Genomic DNA, 19055 nt, shown 5'->3' on the forward strand with positions numbered 1-19055 from the left:
GCTGCGGCTCAGGACAGCCAGCGCTTGCGCCGGCGGTAGTGCTTGGTCTCGCGGAAGCTCCGCCGGCCCTCGGAAGACAGGCCCAGATAGAACTCCTTGACGTCTTCGTTGTTGGCCAGGCTCTCGGCAGTGCCGTCCATCACGACGCGGCCGTTCTCCAGGATGTAGCCGTATTGCGCGAAGCGGAGGGCAATATTGGTGTTCTGCTCGGCGACAAGAAAGCTGACGCCCTGTTCGCGGTTCAGGCGGGAGACGATCTCGAAGATTTCCTCGACCAGCTGCGGCGCGAGGCCCATCGACGGTTCGTCCAGCAGGATCAGATTGGGCCGCGCCATCAGTGCCCGGCCGATTGCCGTCATCTGCTGCTCGCCGCCGGAAATGTAGCCGGCCTCGGCGCTCCGGCGCTCCTTCAGGCGAGGAAAGTACTGGTAGACCAGGTCGATATCCTTCTGGATCTCGCCCGCTCCGTCGCGGCGCGTATAGGCGCCGGTCATCAGGTTCTCCTCCACCGTGAGGTGGCCGAAGCAATGCCGGCCCTCCATCACCTGCACGACACCCAGCTTGACGACGTCGTTGGGCGTCAGCCGGTCGATCCGCTTGCCGCGGTACTCGATCGCCCCCTTTGTGACCTCGCCGCGTTCGGATCGCAGCAGGTTGGAGACGGATTTCAGGGTCGTCGTCTTGCCTGCGCCGTTGGCGCCGAGCAGACAGACGATGCGGCCCTCGGGCACTTCGAGCGAAACGCCGCGCAGCACCAGGATGACGTGGTCGTAGATGACCTCGATATTGCTGATCGACAGCAGAGGCTTGGTCGCTTCGCTCATCGGGGGCTCCGGCAGAATCGGTTCAAAGGGGCCTGACGGGCCACGGCGCCCCGGAGCATTCACCGGGACGCCGCGCCGTCAATCGGATCGCGAGGATCAGGCGCCGCAGTCGCGGGGCGTGATGCCCTTCTCCGCCGCATAGGCCGCGGCCGACTTCTCCACCATCGGACGCACGATCGACTGGTCCGTCTCGATCCAGTCCGAGGCGGACGTCCACGCGCCGTTGTTCCACTGCAGGAAGCGCACCGGCGCGCCGCCCTCATGGTCCTCGCAGGTCATGGCGAACTCGGGCAGCAGGCCGACAGCGCCCAGCTTCTCCAGCCGGGCCTTGTCGAAGGTGAGCTGCTCCAGTGCGGCCTGTACCTCGGGGCCGGTCACCGGCCGGTTCTCGCCCACCATCTTCATGGCGTCGCGGATCGCCTCCGTGCCGACCATGGCCATGGCGAAGGCGCGGTTGACGTAGATCGTGCCCAGGCGGTCCTGATCGACCGAACCCTTACCCTTGCTGTAGAGGTGCTCCATCATCCACTGGATCACCGGATAGTCGGTGCCCGCGCCGTGGTAGCCGGCGGCGTAGTAGCCCTCGGCCGCATCACCGGCGGGACGGGTGTCCTCCTCGGAACCCGACCACCAGACGCCGACGATCTTGTTCGCCGGGAAACGCACGCGCGCGGCTTCCTTCAGCGACGTCGGGTTCATCACGCCCCAGCCGCGCAGGATCACGTAGTCCGGCCGGTACTGCCGGGCGATCTGCAGCCAGATGGCCTTCTGATCAAGACCCGGATGGGCCACGGGGAAGTTGCGGAACTCGAAGCCGTACTTCTTCGCCTGCTCCTCCAGGACCGGGATGGTCTCCTTGCCATAGGCGGAGTCGTGATGGACGTTGGCGATCTTCAGGCCCTTGAGCTTCTCCATCCCGCCCTCGAGCGAGCCGATGAACTTGATCTTCGCCGTCGACTGGCTCCAGTAGTTGGTCAGAGCCGGGAACAGATAGGGGAAGACCCGGCCGTCGGAAGCGTCCGTGCGGCCATAGCCGATGGTGATGATCGGCACCTTGTCGGCTTCGGCGCGTTCGAACACCGCGTAGGTGCCGCCGGTCGAGAACGGATGGTAGAACGGCGAGCCGGTCGGCCCGTTGTTCTTCATCTTCTCGTAGCATTCCACGATGCGGTCGGTCTTGTAGGCCGTCTCGCACTTCTCGTAGGTCAGCTTGACGCCGTTGATGCCGCCGTCGCGGATGTTGAGGAACTCGTAGTAGTCGGCCATGCCGTCGCCGAAAGCCGAACCGCCGGCGGCGTAAGGTCCCGTCCAGTATGCCGCTACCGGAATGAACTGTTCGGCCGCTTGCGCCGAGCCCGCCAGCATGGCGGCGGCGGTCACGCCGATCGCAACTTTGCGGAATTGCATCGTTGTCTCCCTGTATGTCGCGCTCCGTGTTCGGAGCCCTGATTATTGTCGCCGGTAACGATACCATGCGGAACCAGGCTCCGCCAGCCGATCACCGCCCTCCGGCAGGGGCAGCGCCGACCGTTTCAGTACGGGAACGGCCAGAGTCTGAGCTTTTCCTTCGCCAGTTCCCAGATCCGGGCCAGGCCGAACGGCTCCACGATCAGGAAGAAGACGATCATGCCGCCAAACACCACCAGTTCCAGGCTCGCCAGCGTGTCGGTGGCGACCGCGCCGCCGAACAGGCCGGCGACGTTGGTGATCACGATCGGCAGGATCACGAAGAAGCCGGCGCCCAGATAGGAGCCGACGATGGAGCCCAGACCGCCGATGATGACCATGAACAGCACGTCGAAGGCGCGGAAGATGTCGAAGGCCTGCGCCTCGACCGAGCCGAGGAAGACGAAGGCCCAGAGCGCGCCGGCCAGGCCGCAGTAGAACGACGAGATGGCGAAGGCCAGCAGCTTGGTCTTCAGGATCGGGATGCCGATGACCTCGGCTGCCACGTCCATGTCGCGGATCGCCATCCATGACCGGCCCAGAGACGATCTGACCAGGTTCTTGGCGATCACGGTCATGACGACGAGGAAGGCGAGGCAGAGCAGGTATCGCTCCCAGGCCGCGTCGATGACATAGCCGAACGTCACCAGCGGCGGCGACGAGATGACGCCGGAGCTGGCGTAGTTCGAGAACCAGCCGAAATGGGTCAGCGTCCATTCGATGAAGAAATGCGCCGCCAGCGTGGTCACCGCCAGATAGAAGCCCTTGATCCTGAGACTGGGCAGGCCGAAGGCGATGCCGACCACCGCGGCCACGACTGCCGCGAGCACGAAGACGATACCGAAATGCATCCAGGGGAACGACGTCGCGATCTTGTAGGCGGCGAACGCCCCCACGGCCATGAACCCTGCGGTGCCCAGCGAAATCAGCCCGGTATAGCCCACCAGGATGTTCAGCCCGATCGTCGCCAGGGCAAAGATCAGGAACGGGATCAGGATGGAGCGCAGCAGGTACTCCCCGGCGATGGCCGGCACCACGACCGCGGCGAACAGCGTCACCGCCAGGACGAACAGGCGCTCCTCGCGCAGGACCAGGTGCGCCTCGTCCTCGCGGTAGCTCGATTTGAACTGGCCGGCTTCTCTAAAGATCATGGTTCAGACCCGCTCGATGATCTTCTCGCCGAACAGGCCCTGGGGCCGGAACAGCAGGAAGACGGTGGCCAGCACGAAGGGGAACCAGTTTTCGGTTCCGCCCCCGAAATAGCTGCCGATGAACACTTCGAAGAACTTCTCGCCGGCGCCGATGATCAGGCCGCCGACGACCGCCCCGGTGATGGAATCGAAGCCGCCGATGATCAGCACCGGCAGGGCCTTCAGCGCCAGCAGCGCCAGACTGAACTGCACGCCGGTCTTGGCGCCCCACATCATGCCCGCGACCAGCGCGATGATGCCCGCGGCGCCCCAGGTGATGGCCCAGATGGTCTGCAGCGGGATACCAACCGACAGCGCCGCCTGATGATCGTCGGCGACCGCGCGCAGGGCGCGGCCGTATTTCGTCCGATTGAAGAAGATCGTCAGGATCACGACCATGCCTGCTGCGATACAGGCGGCGACGATCTCCTGGCGGGAGAGGAACATGCCCGTATGCTCGATGAAGAACTCGACCGGCGTGTCCTCGATCCGGATGTCGAGGGCGTAGACATCCGACCCCCAGGTGACCTGGGCGATGCCCTCGACGAGGAAGTTAAGCCCGATCGTGGCCATGAACAGGATGATCAGTGGCTGGTTCACCAGCGGCCTGAGCACCACGCGCTCGATGGCGATGGCCAGCACCAGCATGATGATCAGCGTCAGCACCAGCGCCAGCCAGAAATTCACCCCCATTTCGAGCAGACCGACGAAGCTCAGCGCGGCGAAGAAGACGAAGGCGCCCTGCGCGAAGTTGAAGATGCCCGAAGCCTTGAAGATCAGCACGAAGCCCAGCGCCACCAGGGCGTACATCATCCCCGTGAGGAGACCGCTGACGATCACCTCCACCAGGAACATCGGCTGTTCCGGAATGATTTCCAGCATGTCCGCGCTACCCCTCTTCGCCGTCCTGGTGCGAGACCCCGAGATAGGCCTCGATGACCTTCGGATCCCTCTTGACCTCGTCCGGCGTGCCGTCGGCGATCTTGCGCCCGTACTCCAGCACCGCGACCCGGTCGGAAATGTCCATCACGACGCCCATGTCATGCTCGATCAGGATGATCGTGGTACCGAACTCCTCGTTCACATCGAGGATGAAGCGGCACATGTCCTCCTTCTCCTCCATGTTCATGCCGGCCATGGGCTCGTCCAGCAGCAGCAGGTCCGGTTCGGCGGCCAGCGCGCGGCCCAGTTCGACCCGCTTCTGCAGGCCGTAGGGCAGCCGCCCGACAGGCGTCTTGCGGATCGCCTCGATCTCCAGGAAGTCGATGATCTCCTCGACCTTGCGGCGATGCGCCAGTTCCTCCCTGAGCGCCGGCCCCCAGCGCAGCGCCTGCAGCAGCCAGTGCGACTTCATCATCAGGTTGCGGCCGGTCATGATGTTGTCGAGCGTCGACATGCCCCGGAACAGGGCGACGTTCTGGAAGGTTCGCGCGATGCCGCCGGCGGCGGCCTCATGGGGTTTCATCTGCCGGCGCTTCTCGCCGCGGAAGGTGATCGTCCCCTCCTGCGGATGGTAGACGCCGTTGATGCAGTTGAGCATCGACGTCTTGCCGGCGCCGTTGGGACCGATGATGGCGAAGACCTCGCCCTCGTTCACTTCCAGGCTGACGCCGACGATCGCCTTGACGGCGCCGAAGCTGAGCGAGACGTCCTGGACCGAGAGAAGCTCCGGCCCGAAGGTCCGGGCGGGAAGCTGTTCCGCTGTGCTCATGATCCCTCCCTCAGCCGGCCTTGCGCAGCGGCTCGGCCGGCGTCGACTGCGGCGACTGGCGCAGCGGCTCGAACGTCCGGGCGTCGCGCACCTTCACATTGGCCCTGAGCGAGCCCTTGCGCCCGTCCTCATAGGTCACCTGGCTCTCGATGGAGGCTTCCTCGGCGCCGGAGAACAGCGCCTCGATCAACGGTTCGTAGCGTTCCGCGACAATGCGGCGGCGGACCTTGCGCGTGCGGGTCAGTTCGCCGTCATCGGCGTCCAGTTCCTTGTGCAGCAACAGGAAACGCCGGATCTGGGAACTCGCCAGTTCCGAATCCCTGGCCAGGTCGGCGTTCACCTTCTCCACACAGCCGGCGATCAGGTCGGAAACCGCGTCGCGGGCGGCCAGATCGGCATAGGACGCGAAGGAGATGCTGTTCTTCTCCGCCCAGCTGCCGACCGCTTCCTGATCGATGACGATGAACGCGGTCACGAAATCGCGGCCATCGCCGTGACACACCGCCTCGCGGATGGCGGGGAAGAACTTCAGCTTGTTCTCCAGGAACTGCGGCGCGAACAGCGTGCCGTCGTTCAGCTTGCCCACGTCCTTGGCGCGGTCGATTACCTTCAGATGCCCGTCGTCGGTGAAGATGCCGGCGTCGCCAGTGTGGATCCAGCCGTCGACCAGCGCCTCCCGCGTCGCCTCGTCGTTCTTGTAGTAGGCCGTGAATACGCCCGGCGTGCGGACCAGTATCTCGCCGTCGTCGGCGATGCGTATCTCGCAGCCCGGCGCCGGCGGTCCCACGGTATCGGGACGGACGTCGCCATTGCGCTGGATGCAGGCGTAGGCGCAACTCTCCGTCTGGCCATAGAGCTGCTTCAGGTTGAAGCCGATGCCGCGGTAGAAGTTGAAGATGTCGGGGCCCATCGGCGCGCCGCCCGTATAGGCCAACCGCACCCGTGAGAAGCCCAGATTGTCCTTCAGCGGTCCGTAGACCAGAACACGGCCGATGGTGTAGAGTAGCCGATCGATCAGGTTCACCTTCCGCCCCTCCAGGATATCGATGCCGCAGCGGCGGGCAACGCCGATGAAGAACTCGTACATCCAGCGCTTGATGGCGCCGGCGTCGTCCATGCGGATGGTGATGTTGGTGAGCAGGTTCTCGAAGATCGCCGGCGGCGCGAAGAAATAGGTCGGCCCCAGTTCCCGGATGTCGTTGAGCAGCGTCTCCGCGCTCTCCGGGCAGCTTACGGGAAACCCGCCGATGACGCCTTGGGCGAAGAAGAAATGATCGCCCACCCAGGCCATGGGCAGGTAGCAAATGATCTCGTCGTGTTCGTCCAGTTCCTCGAAATCGATCACCGCCTGAGCTGCCGTGATGATCGAGTGATGGGTGTGCATCACACCCTTCGGATTGCCCGTGGTGCCGGAGGTGTAGGCGATCAGGCTGACGTCGCCGGGCTCGCCCTTCGCCACCTCGGCCTCGAAAAGGTCGGGCTTGTCGGTCTGCAGCCGGCGGCCCATCTCCTGCACATGCTCGAAGGAATGCAGGAACGGCATGTCGTAGTTCCGCATGCCCCGCTGGTAGAAGTAGACCACCGTCTCGATGGACGGGCAGGCGTCCTTGATCTCGAGGATCTTGTCGACCTGTTCCTGATTCTCCGCCACGACGAACCGGACCTCGCCATGGTCGAGGACGAACCGGGCCTCTTCGGCGCCCGAATCCTGGTAGATGGGCACGGCGATGCCACCCATGGCTTCGACGGCGAGGAAGACCCAGTAGAGCTGGGGCCGGTTGTCGCCGACGATGGAAACCTTGTCTCCGCGCTGCAGGCCCAGGGCCTTGAAGCCCATGGCGAGGGCGCGGATGCCCTCCTCGGTTTCCTTCCATCGATAGCTCTGCCAGATGCCGTAGTCCTTCTCGCGGAAGGCGACCCGGTCCGGCCATTGACGTGCGTTTCGCAAGACGAGCTTCGGCAGCGTGTCGCCACGCGCGATGCTCGCGCTGACATCGGTCATGCGCTCGCGACCTCCCAATCGCAGCGGCGGAACCCCTGTCGTTCCGCCTTGTTCGTGACCCGACCGGATGTTCTGTTTCGCTTCCGTGACGGACCGTTCCGTGATTAAGGCGCGCCCGAAACGATCGGTCAAGCAAAGGCTTGGGACGTGTTCTCCGGATACCGGCACGACCGACGCCGGAACCCGTCGGGACTGAACCGGAGGAAGACGCCATGCTGGACGCCACCCCTCTCATGAAGATCTACGCCAGCTGGCGGATCGCCCGGCTGAAGCGGCGCAGCCCGCGCGAGGCGCAGGAGCGCGAGTTGATGAAACTGCTCCACTGGGCGAAGGACACGCGTTTCGGCAAGGCCCACGGTTTCGCGAAGATCCGCACGGTCGAGGACTTCCAGGCCGCCGTGCCCATTGCCAGCTACGAGGACTACTGGCGGGACTGGTGGCGCGAATCGTTTCCCGTCCACGACAACATCACCAGCCCCGGCCGCACGCCTCACTTCGCCGTCACTTCAGGCACGACCTCGGGCAAGACCAAATACATCCCCGTGACCCGCGAAATGATCGCCTCCAACAAGAAGGCGGCCGTCGACGTCGTGGTTCACCACCTGGCGAACCATCCCGACAGCCGTCCGCTTGCCGGCAAGACCTTCATGATGGGCGGATCCACCGACCTGGTCGAACAGGCGCCCGGCATCGACAGCGGCGACCTCAGCGGCATCGCGGTCACCACCCAGAGCGCCTGGACGAAGCCCTTCGCCTATCCGCCGACCGACGTCGCGCTGTGGGAGGACTGGGAGAAGAAACTGGACCGCTTCGCCCGCGACGCCTTCGAGGAAAAGATCACCATCTGGACCGGCACGCCGAGCTGGATGCTGATCCTGATCGACAGGATGCGGGAGATCGCGGCGGGGCGGCCGCTGTTCCCGAACCTGGAGCTGCTGGTTCATGGCGGCGTCTCGTGGGAGCTCTACCGGGAACGGTTCGCGCCCTTCCTGGCCGAGACCGGCGCGAAGACGCGGGAAGTCTATCCGGCCTCGGAAGGCTTCATCGCGGTCGCCGACAAGGCCTATGAGGACGGTCTGCGGCTGATCGCGGACAACGGCATCTTCTTCGAGTTCGTGCCGCTGGAGGAGCTCGACTCCGACAATCCGACCCGGCACTGGGTCGGCAATCTGGAAACGGGACAGGACTACGCCGTGGTGCTGTCGTCGAACGCCGGCCTTTACGCCTATCTGGTCGGCGACACGGTCCGTTTCGTCGACCGGGACGGTCCGAGGCTGAAGATCACCGGGCGGACCTCGTACATGCTTTCGGCCTTCGGCGAGCACCTGATCGGCAGCGAGATCGAGACCGCCGTGCACGACGCAGCCGGCGACCAGGGCGTCCAGGTGGCCGAGTTCACCGTCGGCCCGGTGCTGCACGCCGAACGGGGCGGCCGCGGCGGCCACATCTATCTGATCGAGACCGAGGGCGGGAGCGCCGATGCCGACCGTCTGGCCAGGCGGATCGACGAGCGGCTTTCCGAGGTCAACGACGACTACGCAGCCCACCGCGTCGAGGGGACGGGCATGGAGCCGCCGCGCGTTGTGCTGGTCGGCGAGGGCGGCTTCGAGCGCTGGATGGCGTCCCGGGGCAAGTCCGGCGGCCAGCACAAGGTGCCGCGCGTGATCGCCGACGCCGACCGGTTCCGCGCCATGCTGGGGGATTTCGGTGTCGACCCGGAGTCAGGCGAGCAGCAAGGCCAGTAGTATCAGTACTGCCGTCTCGCTCATCACGCAGGCCGCGCCGAGAACATCGCCGGTATAGCCGCCGAAACGCCGCGCCGCCTTGCGCCCCACCGCTTCCGCCGCGGTCAGCGCCAGAACCGGCGCCAGCACCAGTCCCGCAATGCCGAACGGCGCCACCAGGGCGGCGGCCACAAGCGCCAACAGCGCGAATCCGCCGGCGGCGGCAACCGCGCCTTCGCCCGGCTCGCCCGCGGCCCTGCCCGCGCCGTCCGCGCGCGCCGGGGCGCCGGTCAGCATCAGCCAGGCCATGGCCGCCCGCGACAGGGTCGCCGCGGCGAGCAGCGCCGCCAGCGCCTCGCCGCCCGAGAGGCCGGAAAGCGCCGCGACACGCGCGGCCAGGAGCAGGAACAGGGCGATGACGCCATAGACGCCGATACGGCTGTCGCGCATCGCCGCAAGTCGGGCGGCCCGCCCGCCCCGCGCGCCCAGTCCGTCGAAGAAGTCGGCCACACCATCCTCGTGCAAGGCGCCCGTGACAACCACCATGGCCGCGACCGCGAGCACCGCCGCCAGCAGACCCGGCCCGCCGAAGCAGTGGGCCACCACGAAAGCCGCGGCGCCTGCGGCAGCGACAACGACGCCGGCCAGCGGAAAGGCCCAGACCGCCTCCGCCAGTGTCCGCTCGCCGCCCCCGCCTGCGGGAAACCGCACCGGCAGCCGGGTCAGCCAGCCGAGGGCCAGCGCCAGTTCAACCTGCCGACGCCGGTTCATGACCGCTTCATCACCAGCGGCAGGCCGGCGGCCACGAACAGCACGCAATCCGCCTTCGCGGCGACCTCCCGGTTCAAGGTGCCCTGGGCATCGCGGAAGGCGCGGCCCAGCCGGTTGTCGGGCACCAGCCCAAGTCCGACCTCGTTCGAGACCACCACGGTGGGACCGGAGCGGCCAGCGAGCGCCGCGATCAGTCCAGCCCGGTCGGCGGCGAGATCGGCCTCCGCCAGCAGGCGGTTGCTCAGCCAGAGTGTCAGGCAGTCGACCAGCATGGGCGTCTCGGCGTCCTCCCGGATCGCGGCAGGAAGGTCATGCGGCGCTTCGATCGTGCGCCAGTTCCGGCCCCGCTCCGCCTGGTGGCGGGCGATGCGTTCGGCCATCTCGTCGTCCAGCGCCTCGGCGGTGGCGACGTAGACCGGGGTCGCCGCCCCTGCCGCGGCCCGGATCAGCCTCTCGCCCCAGTGGCTCTTGCCCGAGCGCGCCCCCCCCAGCACCAGGGTCAGCGCCGGGGCTGGGGCCGCATCACCCAGCGCTTCGGACCAGGCGTCCATCGATCAGGCCTCGGCCTTCCGCCCGGCGACGGCGGCTTCGGCGAAGGTGGCCATGCCGTTGTGACAGGCCAGCGCGGCGCGGACGAGGCCCAGCGCGGTTGCCGCGCCCGAGCCCTCCCCCAGCCGCATGCCGAGATCGAGCAGCGGATCGAGCTCCAGTCGCTCCAGCACCCGCCGATGGCCGGGTTCCGCCGAGCAATGGGCAGCCATCGCATGATCGAGGCCGGCGGGATCGAGCATTCGCAGCGGCGCCACCGAGGCGCAGACGATATAACCGTCCAGCAGCACCGGCACGCCATGGCGGCGGGCGGCCAGGCAGGCGCCCATGATGGCGGCCATTTCCCGGCCGCCAACGCGGCGGAGCGCCTCCAGCGGATCGCCAAGGGCATCGCCATGGAACGCCAGCGAGCGATCCACAACCGCGGCCTTGCGCGCCAGCCCCGTCTCATCGAGCCCCGCTCCGCGGCCGGCCCAGTCGGCTCCCGTGCCGCCGAACAATGCGGCGGCGACCGCTGCCGCAGCGGTCGTGTTGCCGATGCCCATATCGCCGAAGATCAGAATGTCCTCGATGCCACCAACTGCGTCCACGCCCTTGCGCACCGCCTCAAGGAAGCCTTCTTCGGTCATCGCCGGCTCGCTCGCCAGGTCGCCGGTCGGCTCGCCGACACCGCAATCGATCGCCTCCAGCCGCGCGCCGAACGCCTCGGCCAGCTGGCAGATCGCGGCGAAGCCCGCGCGGAAGCCGCCCAGCATCTGGGCGTTGACCTCGTCGGGGAATGGGGAGACGCCATTGCGGGTGACGCCGTGGCTGCCGGCGAAGACGATGATGCGCGCATCCGCCAGGCGCGGCCGCGGGGTACGCTGCCAGCGCGCCATGTGAACGGCGATATCCTCCAGCCGGCCCAGCGAGCCCTCGGGCTTGACCAGTTCGGCCTGACGCGCGCGCGCCGCGTCGGCCGCCGCCGCATCGCCATCGGCGAAATCGGTGCAGGCTGCCCGGAGGGCCTCCATGGAAGACAGATCGATCATGACGCTCCCGTTCGTTCCTGAATCCGCAATTTCCGCGCCCGGCCAAGGCGGCTTGGAATCGTGGTGGCGGCGCGATATGGCATGAAGCCGTTTCGCACAACCGGAGCCGACATGGAAAAGATTTATGTGACCGCCGACGAGCTGTTGCGCGATTCCTTCGAGCTCGGGCTCAGGGTCTACGAGAGCGGCTTCCGCCCCTCCTTCATCGTCGGCGTCTGGCGCGGCGGCGCACCCATCGGCATCGCCGTGCAGGAGGTGCTGGACCACTACGGCGTACGAAACGACCACATCGCCATCCGCACCGCGTCCTATATTCGGCCCGGCGAACAGGCGAACACGGTGCGCGTCTTCGGCCTCAACTACATCATCGACAACATCGACGCCGACGACCAGTTGCTGATCGTCGATGACACCTTCGATTCGGGGCGCAGCATCGATGCCGTGATCACGGAGATCGAACGCAAGTGCCGGCGCAACACGCCCACCGAGATCCGCGTCGCCACCGTCTTCTTCAAGCCGGCGCTGAACCGCACCAGCCGCGAGCCTGACTATTTCATCCACCAGACGGACAGGTGGATTGTCTTTCCGCACGAGATCCACGGCCTGACGCCCGACGAGATTGCCCGCCACAAGATCCATCCGGGGATCGACCGGGCGAGGTCGTCCTGACCGGAATCAGACCAGATCGGCGCCCGTATAGGGCTGCAGACCGACGCATTGCACCTTCGCCTCGCCGCTTTCCAGCAGGGTGACGCGGCGATTCCAGTATTCCGCTTCCGATACCAGCCAGGGCTGCAGCCTGGGCGCCAGCGGACCCGCGGCGGCCAGAATCTCCCGGGTCTTGGCGAAGGCCTTACGGATGGCCTCGGTATAGAGGGGGGTGATGTCCTCGAAACTCGGCGCGTCGAAGCCGATGTCGTCGGCCATGTCGCGAAAGCGTTGCGGGCTGACCAGATGCATGGGCTGCCGCTCCAGCGCCGACCACACAGCCACCTCGGGGCACTCCGGATCGTCACCCGTGAGAAACAGATCGCTGAAATAGATCTTTCCGTCCGGTTTCAGCACGTGGAACAGGTGCTGCAAGACCCGGTGCTTGCGCCGGACGTGGGTGATGGGTTCCTTGCCGATGATGGCGTCGGCAAAGCCCCGCTTGAGGCCCGTGTCATGGTAATCGCGCCGGTCCGCCTTGACGCGGGAGCCCCTGGAACCGAGCCAGGCCTGCGCCAGATCGGCATGCTCGACCTCGTCGTTGTAGGCGAAAATCGCGGCTTCGCAGTCGCCGGTCAGCCGATGGCCCAGACCGCCCATGCCTGCGGCCAGTTCCACCACGCGTGATTCCTCGTTGAGTTGCAGAGGGCCGGCGAGGCGTTCGTAGACGGCGTCAGCGGCGGGACTGATCATGCCGGGACCGAAGAGACCCTCCAGCAGAACGATGCGTTCCTGCGGCCACGGCCCCTTGCCGGATTCGCTTTCCGCATCACGTGCGCCGGTCTGTGACGCGCGCCGGGACGGCGCCGACGGTCGTGCGTCCTCGTCACCGCCCCACCAGGAGTTGAGGCGCTGCCACAGGCCACCATTGCGTGTCGTTCCGCCCTGTTCGTACTGGGTGCTCAAGCGATGAATCCTGCCCGGTCACGGGTTCTTCGAACCACCACCCATAACAGCCGCGCCCTAAGGCTTGGTAAACGGCGCAGGGCCGATCAGGAAGGAAGCCGCAGAAGCCGGCCGCCGCAGCCCGAATAGGTCGCACCGTCAATGCGCATGCTGACCGTGTCGCTGAACACGGCGCCATTGCGGGAATCCGTGCAGCGACGGTCCGTCCGGGTAATCCGGACCTCGTGATCGGGCGTGCGGGATTCGAACTGCCGCTGATCCGTGGTCCCCGGCCTGCGATTGGCCGGTATCACCAGGGGTGGCCAGTTGGGCCGGTGGACCCGGATCAGGTCCTCGGAAATGGCCAGATTCCAGTCCGGATCCCAGCCCAGCGCCGTGAACTGGGCCTGTGGTCCAAACGCGGAGACACGGGTGCAGTTGTCGAAGCTCCTGTGGCCGAACACAAGACGGGCGCCGCCACCCTCCTCGCGGAAGGTGACGGCCTGGTTCTCGACTGTGCCGGTGTAGAACGCGCCCGACGCCTTCTCAAGACGCTGAAGGTCGGCGCGCTGCTCGCCCAGAGTCAATTGGGCCCGCTTCCCGTCGAAGACCGCGCGTACGTCGAGATTGCCGCAACGATAGAGCACCGCCGTCTGGCCCGCGGTGGCCTCGGGCAAGCCCGACTCGTTCTGCGGGGCGCAGGCCGCCGCCAGAACGGCGACCAGAATCATCAATGCAGGAAGACATGCTCGCATCACGCTCATCGGTTCAACTCCCAAGCAAGGCGCGGGCGAGAACCACGTTCTGGATCTCGGTCGCGCCGTCGATGTACTGGCTGATCTTCGCCGATGCGAGGTGTCGGGCGGCGGGCTCCTCCAGCCGTAGGCCGTTCGCGCCCATCACCTGCATGCAGTCCGCAATCCGCTGCAATGCGGCGCGGGTCGCGAATTTCTTGGCGTGGGCCGCCGCCCGGGTGGCGTCCTGGCCTGCGTCGACCAGCGCCGCGGCGCGGTAGGTCAGCAGCCGGCTCGCCTCCAGGTCCGTCTCGACATCCGCGAGCATCCATTGCACGCCCTGGAAGTCGGCGATCCGCCGGCCGAACGCCTGGCGTTCCTTCACATAGGACACGGCCCGATCCAGCGAGGCGCGCATCATGCCGACCGACATGCCGCCGACGAAGATACGGGCCGCGTCGATGCCCGACATGGCCGCGCGGAAGGCCCGCTCCTGCGGCAGCAGGATGTCCGCCTCGGTCAGGCGGACGCCGTCGAAGCGGAATCCGCCTGCGCCGAGCGCATGACCGCCGGCAAGGTCATAGGGTCCGACCCGGCTGACGCCCGGCCGTCTGGCCTGGACCAGAAAGCACATGACGCCCCGCCAGCCCTGCTCCGGGTCGGCCTGTGCATAGACCGACAGGACGTCAGCGTGGGCGGCGCTGGATATCCAGGCCTTCTCGCCCTCCAGACGCCAGCCACCGTCATCGGCAACCGCGCGGCAGGCCACCGCCGTCGCGTCGGAGCCCATGCCGGGTTCGGTCAGGAGGAAGGTGCCGATGCTCCGGCAGGCGAGCATGTCCGGCAGCAGGGCGCGGCGCTGCGCCTCGCTGCCATTGCGGGCGATATTGCCCATCAGGTTGTCATGGACGATCAGACCGAAGGCGAACGGCATGCAGGCCGCGGCCAGTTCCTCGAAGACCCGGCAGGCGCCGGTCAGGCTGAGTCCGTGCCCACCCTCCGATTCCGGCACCAGCAGCCCGGTCAGGCCGGCGTCGGCGGCCCGGCGCTGGGTTTCGGCGGGGTAGACCCGGTCCTTCTCCCAGCGCGCGGCGTGCGGCGCCACCTCTTCGGCGGCGAAACGGCGCGCCGTTTCGGCGATCGCGGCTTCACGCTCCGTCAGTTCCGGCTCGAAGGCCATGCTCCCCTCCCCTGTCGATGACTCCGCCGAGCATAGCCCCGGCGCCGCCAACGCGAAATCGATCAGCCCGGCGCAGGAGCGATGACAGCGTGGCGTCAATCCGGTTACAGTTCGGCGTCGGAAACACCGGGGAGGCGTCCGGTCCGCAGCCGCGCGCCCGTTCACCATGCCGAGAACGCTCAGTTCGGCCCAGGTCGAAGCCTTCGATCGTGACGGATATCTGTTTCCGTTCAAGGCCTTCGCGCCCGAAACGGCTGCATCCTATCGCGCCCGGCTGGAAGCGTTCGAGGCTGCCGAAGGCGGTCCCATCCGTTCCAACATGCGCCACAAGGTGCATCTGCTCTTCACCTGGGCCAACGAAATCGTGCGTCATCCGCGTATCCTCGACGCGGTGGAGGATATCATCGGAGCGAACATCCTCTGCTGGTCGACCAATTTCTTCATCAAGGAGGCGCGCGATCCCGGCTTCGTCTCCTGGCATCAGGATTCGACCTACTGGGGGCTGGAACCGCCGGAGGTCGTCACCGCCTGGGTGGCGCTGTCGGACGCGCCCCTCGAAGCCGGCCCGATGAAGTTCCTGGCCGGGTCGCACCATCTGGACCAGTTCGCCCATCACGACACCTTCCACGAGCACAATCTGCTGAGCCGCGGCCAGGTGATCGACATGGCGATCGAGGAGGAACGGGCGGTCGATGCGCCGCTCAAGGCGGGCGAGTTCTCGCTCCATCACATCCGGCTGGTGCATGGCTCCCGCCCCAACCGCACCGACGACCGGCGCATCGGGCTCGCCATCCGCTACATCCCGCCCCACGTCCGGCCGGTGAAGGCCGCGAACTCGGCCATGCTGGTGCGCGGGGTCGACGCCTGCGGCCATTTCGAGATGGAGCCGGACCCAGCGAGCGATCTCGATCCGGCCGCGCTGGCCGCCCACGAGGACGCCATGAAACGCCAGCTCGGCGCGCTCTACGAGGGCACAGGCGTCACCGTCGCCCGGGACTGAGGTCCGGAGTCAGATCGCCATCATGCGGGCGCGGGAGCCACGCTCGATCGCCGCCGCCGGCAGACGGCCGACGCCCAGCGACTGGCGGATGATCATCAGCACCTGAAGTTCCGGCTGGCTGGCCTGGCCGTCCGCGGCGGCGACGTCGCAGGCCAGAGCGTAGGCGGTCTCGGCCAGGCGCGGCGGCAGGGCGTCGGCGACATCGCGCATCAGTTCCTCCAGCCCCTCTTCCTTTTCAAGATAGCCGAGGCAGGATTCGGAATCGGCGGAAAGATCGTCGAGATCGTAACCCCGGAAGACGGGCAGAATGCGGATCATCTCGCTCATCAGGATGATCTCCTGCTCGGCCAGTTCCTTGTCTGCGCACGCGGTCAGCACCATGACGTGCACCAGCGCGCTGTGCGGGCTCATTTTCGCGGCCATCGGTTTTTCCTCATTTCACGCGGATTTGCCGGACGCCTCGGGGACGCCGAAGAAGGTTCTAACACCCTCGACGGCTTCGGCAATGCCCACCCGGCGGATTTCGACCTCGGGCGGAAAGGCGTCGCAGAGCCTGCTGGGCAGCATCGGATCCAGCATCACGAAGACGCCCCGGTCCCCGGCGCGGCGGAGCAGACGGCCATAGGCCTGCTTCAGGCGGAGCCGCACCAGCATGTCGTCATAGCGCCGGGCGCCGAAGGCCTTGCGCCGGGCCTTGTGGAGGATGTCCGGCCTGGGCCAGGGCACGCGATCGAAGACGATCAGCCGCAGCGACTCGCCCGGAACATCGACGCCATCGCGCACCGCGTCGGTTCCCAGCAGGCAGGAATCGGTCTCGGCGCGGAAGATGTCGACCAGCGTCGAGGTGTCCATCGGGTCGACATGCTGCGCATAGAGCGGCAGGCCGGCATTCTCCAGCGGCTCCAGCAGACGTTCGTGGACATTGCGCAGCCGCCGGATGGCCGTGAACAGTCCGAGCCCCCCGCCACCCGAAGCGAAAAACAGCTCGCGATAGGCCGCGGCGATCTCGTCGGGCCGGTCGCGGCGCACGTCGCCGACGACGAAGATCCGGGTGTTCTCGCCATAGTCGAACGGCGAAGGCACGCTGAGACGGACAGCCGGCGCAACCATATGCGCGAGACCGGTCCGGGCCTCGGCGGTGCTCCAGTCGTCCCCGTCGCCCGAACGGTCGCGCAGGCTGGCCGACGTGATGACCGCCCCGTGGGCCGGCTTCAGCACGGTCTCGGCGAAGGGCTCGGTAGGATCGACGACATGGCGATGAAAGCCGACATCGACCTCCCGCCCGCCGATGCGCCGCACGGAGAACCAGTCGACGAAGCCTTCCGCCTGCGGTCCGCCCACGCCGCCCAGCATCGACATCCAGGCGCCCAGCACCGCCTCGCAGCGGTACTCGATGCCGTTGATCGCCGCTTCCAGCCTGACCCGCTCGCCCGTGGGCAACTCGTCGGTCTCCTCGTCCAGCCGGGACGCCAGCGCCGACTTGAGCCCGACCAAGGGTTTGCGGATCTCGTCCAGTGCCTGCGCCAGGGCCAGCGCCGCCTCGGGCAGGCCGGGCACGGGGGGATCGGTTTCGCATTCCAGGCCGTAGGGATTGTCCGGCCCGTCGCTGCGCGCCATCACCTGCTGACGCAGCCGGGTCAGGAACGCCTCCGTCGGACCGGTCGGGTTCTCGCCCTTCAGCCGCGTCAGCCAGTCGAAGCCTGGCAGGACCCGGGCGGCGTGGGTCACCCGGTCCAGCGCCGCGGTCGCATCGTCGTCGCCCGCGATCAGGTCGGCGATGCGGCGGGTCAGGCCCCGCGCCCGGCCGCGCGCGCCATCCTCGGCGCCGCGGATCCAGCGACGGAGTTCGGCAGCCTCCAGGCCCGACAGTTCGGCCGAGAAGGCGCTGTCGGCGGCGTCGAACAGGTGGTGGCCCTCGTCGAAGACATAGCGCCGGGCCACGCTCTCCTCGGCCCGGAGCTGGACCGCACGGGCCAGCACCAGGGCGTGGTTGGCCACGACGATCTCGGCGCGTTCGGATTTCTTTCGCGCCACCTCGATGAAACATTTCCGGTAATGCTCGCAGGCGGAGAATACGCACTCCCCGCGCCGGTCGGCGAGGCCGGTGGTGCGTTCGGAGCCGAACAGCAGCGTCAGCCAGGACGGGAAGTCGCCGCCGGCCAGGTCGCCGTCGCGGGTCGCCTCGATCCAGCGCGCGACCAGGGCGAGCGGCACGATGTCCGCGCGCCGCGCCGCGCCGCCCTGCACCGCCTCCATGAAATTCAGCAGGCAGAGATAGTTCTCGCGCCCCTTGCGGATCACTGCCCGCTCGGCCTTCAGCTTCGGGTCCGGGTAGAGGCGGTCCAGTTCCTGATCGAGCTGGCGCTGCAGGTTCTTGGTGTAGGTGGAGATCCAAACCGCGCCGCCATTCTTCTCCGCCCAGACAGAGGCCGGCGCGACATAGCCCAAGGTCTTGCCTGTGCCGGTCCCCGCCTCGGCCAGCACGATGCGCGGCTCGTCGACATGGTCCCGGGGCCGGAAGGCGTGCGCCGCGCCCTCGGCGTAGCGGCGCTGGGCCTCGCGCTCTTCCGAGCCTGTCCCCAGCATCGCGCGCAGACGTTCCGCCGCCTCCACCGGTTCGACAGCGGCGGAACCGGGCGGCGGCGGCGGGGCCATGTCCGGGAACTCCGGCACCCGCGTCCAGGCGTCGAGGCCGCGGAAGCGCGATTTCGCCCCCCCCTCGCCCAGCGCCTTCAGCACCGGCACCGCCCAGGGCCAGCCGCCATCGGCCATGGCCTGGGCGAGCGAGGCCGCGCGCGTCCGCGCCTCGCCGCCGAGTTGCGGGAGTTCGGCCAGCAGCACCTCGGCGATTTCCGGCAGGCGCGCCGGATCCGGGGGTTTGCCGGCCGGCGCAAGGCTGACGGCGCGGGCCAGGCCGTCCAGGGTCGGCAGACAGAAGTGTGCAGGTCTGACGAAGGCGAACAGCTCCAGCAGATCGTGCGCGGCGAAGCGCCGGATACCCAGCCGCCGCGCCACCGTCGGCATACAGACCACCAGCGGCAGGTCGCGCGCGATGCGGCGTCCGGCGACCTCCGCATCGAGGTCCTCGATCTCGCCGTCGGCGGTCATCAGCACCCCGCCGCGGCCCGCCATGGCAAAGGCGGGGACGTCGGGCAGGGCGATTTCGGGCGCACGCGAATCCATCGCCCGGACTATAGCGATCCCGAAGCCGTTCCGCGCCGCCCGATCCGCTTTCCCTTTGCGTCATCCGGCACAACTGACTAGGGTTCACTTAGAAAATTCCGAGCCTCAGGAACTGTG

The 19055-nt window shown here is 67.3% G+C and carries 17 protein-coding genes; 3 read left to right on the plus strand and 14 right to left on the minus strand.

Features of this window, described 5'->3' with window-relative positions:
• Positions 1–8: 8 nt before the first annotated feature.
• The 6 genes from TEF_14960 to TEF_14985 all read right to left on the minus strand — a co-directional run bounded on the left by TEF_14960 (position 9) and on the right by TEF_14985 (position 7173).
• A complete protein-coding gene (locus TEF_14960) occupies positions 9–824 on the minus strand; it encodes an ABC transporter ATP-binding protein (protein ANK81950.1) in 816 nt (271 codons plus the stop codon).
• A gap of 96 nt (positions 825–920) precedes the next feature.
• On the minus strand, positions 921–2231 hold the full coding sequence (locus tag TEF_14965; protein ANK81951.1) for an ABC transporter permease: 1311 nt from the start codon (positions 2229–2231) through the stop codon (positions 921–923).
• Between the two features lie 125 nt (positions 2232–2356).
• Positions 2357–3421: an ABC transporter permease gene (locus TEF_14970; protein ID ANK81952.1), complete on the minus strand. Its 1065-nt coding sequence runs from the start codon at positions 3419–3421 to the stop codon at positions 2357–2359.
• A 3-nt stretch (positions 3422–3424) separates the two neighbouring features.
• Positions 3425–4315 carry an ABC transporter permease gene (locus TEF_14975; GenBank protein ID ANK83512.1) on the minus strand — a complete coding sequence of 297 codons (891 nt, stop codon included), beginning with the start codon at positions 4313–4315 and terminating at the stop codon, positions 3425–3427.
• Between the two features lie 34 nt (positions 4316–4349).
• Positions 4350–5171 carry an ABC transporter ATP-binding protein gene (locus TEF_14980; protein ANK81953.1) on the minus strand — a complete coding sequence of 274 codons (822 nt, stop codon included), beginning with the start codon at positions 5169–5171 and terminating at the stop codon, positions 4350–4352.
• A gap of 10 nt (positions 5172–5181) precedes the next feature.
• Positions 5182–7173, minus strand: coding sequence for a long-chain fatty acid--CoA ligase (locus TEF_14985; GenBank protein ID ANK81954.1), 1992 nt, complete (start codon positions 7171–7173; stop codon positions 5182–5184).
• A gap of 212 nt (positions 7174–7385) precedes the next feature.
• Here TEF_14985 and TEF_14990 point away from each other — a divergent pair, with 212 nt between their 5' ends.
• Positions 7386–8918, plus strand: a complete 1533-nt coding sequence (locus tag TEF_14990) for a hypothetical protein (GenBank protein ID ANK81955.1) — start codon at positions 7386–7388, stop codon at positions 8916–8918.
• On the opposite strand, the gene TEF_14995 is transcribed toward TEF_14990, so the two are convergent.
• From TEF_14995 to TEF_15005, 3 genes are read right to left on the minus strand one after another with little or no spacing between them, the layout of a single operon-like run.
• Positions 8895–9668 carry a cobalamin 5'-phosphate synthase gene (locus TEF_14995; GenBank protein ID ANK81956.1) on the minus strand — a complete coding sequence of 258 codons (774 nt, stop codon included), beginning with the start codon at positions 9666–9668 and terminating at the stop codon, positions 8895–8897. The genes TEF_14990 and TEF_14995 overlap by 24 nt on opposite strands.
• Positions 9665–10219, minus strand: coding sequence for a bifunctional adenosylcobinamide kinase/adenosylcobinamide-phosphate guanylyltransferase (locus TEF_15000; protein ANK81957.1), 555 nt, complete (start codon positions 10217–10219; stop codon positions 9665–9667). Before TEF_15000 ends, TEF_14995 begins: the two co-directional genes overlap by 4 nt.
• A gap of 3 nt (positions 10220–10222) precedes the next feature.
• Complete coding sequence (locus TEF_15005) at positions 10223–11248, minus strand: nicotinate-nucleotide--dimethylbenzimidazole phosphoribosyltransferase (GenBank protein ID ANK81958.1); 1026 nt, start codon at positions 11246–11248, stop codon at positions 10223–10225.
• Between the two features lie 111 nt (positions 11249–11359).
• Here TEF_15005 and TEF_15010 point away from each other — a divergent pair, with 111 nt between their 5' ends.
• A complete protein-coding gene (locus TEF_15010; GenBank protein ANK83513.1) occupies positions 11360–11917 on the plus strand; it encodes a hypoxanthine phosphoribosyltransferase in 558 nt (185 codons plus the stop codon).
• Positions 11918–11923: 6 nt separating this feature from the next.
• Here TEF_15010 and TEF_15015 read toward each other — a convergent pair whose 3' ends face one another.
• The 3 genes from TEF_15015 to TEF_15025 all read right to left on the minus strand — a co-directional run bounded on the left by TEF_15015 (position 11924) and on the right by TEF_15025 (position 14755).
• Positions 11924–12649, minus strand: coding sequence for a hypothetical protein (locus TEF_15015; GenBank protein ID ANK81959.1), 726 nt, complete (start codon positions 12647–12649; stop codon positions 11924–11926).
• Positions 12650–12948: 299 nt separating this feature from the next.
• Positions 12949–13572: a hypothetical protein gene (locus TEF_15020; GenBank protein ANK81960.1), complete on the minus strand. Its 624-nt coding sequence runs from the start codon at positions 13570–13572 to the stop codon at positions 12949–12951.
• Positions 13573–13609: 37 nt separating this feature from the next.
• Positions 13610–14755, minus strand: coding sequence for a hypothetical protein (locus TEF_15025; GenBank protein ANK81961.1), 1146 nt, complete (start codon positions 14753–14755; stop codon positions 13610–13612).
• A gap of 166 nt (positions 14756–14921) precedes the next feature.
• On the opposite strand from TEF_15025, the gene TEF_15030 reads away from it, so the two are divergent.
• Complete coding sequence (locus TEF_15030; GenBank protein ID ANK81962.1) at positions 14922–15755, plus strand: hypothetical protein; 834 nt, start codon at positions 14922–14924, stop codon at positions 15753–15755.
• 9 nt (positions 15756–15764) lie between these two features.
• Here TEF_15030 and TEF_15035 read toward each other — a convergent pair whose 3' ends face one another.
• Both TEF_15035 and TEF_15040 read right to left on the minus strand, forming a co-directional pair.
• Positions 15765–16178 carry a hypothetical protein gene (locus tag TEF_15035; protein ID ANK81963.1) on the minus strand — a complete coding sequence of 138 codons (414 nt, stop codon included), beginning with the start codon at positions 16176–16178 and terminating at the stop codon, positions 15765–15767.
• A gap of 15 nt (positions 16179–16193) precedes the next feature.
• Positions 16194–18938, minus strand: coding sequence for a helicase (locus tag TEF_15040; protein ANK81964.1), 2745 nt, complete (start codon positions 18936–18938; stop codon positions 16194–16196).
• Positions 18939–19055: the final 117 nt, after the last annotated feature.

Source organism: Rhizobiales bacterium NRL2 (genome assembly GCA_001664005.1).
Taxonomy (GTDB): domain Bacteria; phylum Pseudomonadota; class Alphaproteobacteria; order Minwuiales; family Minwuiaceae; genus Minwuia.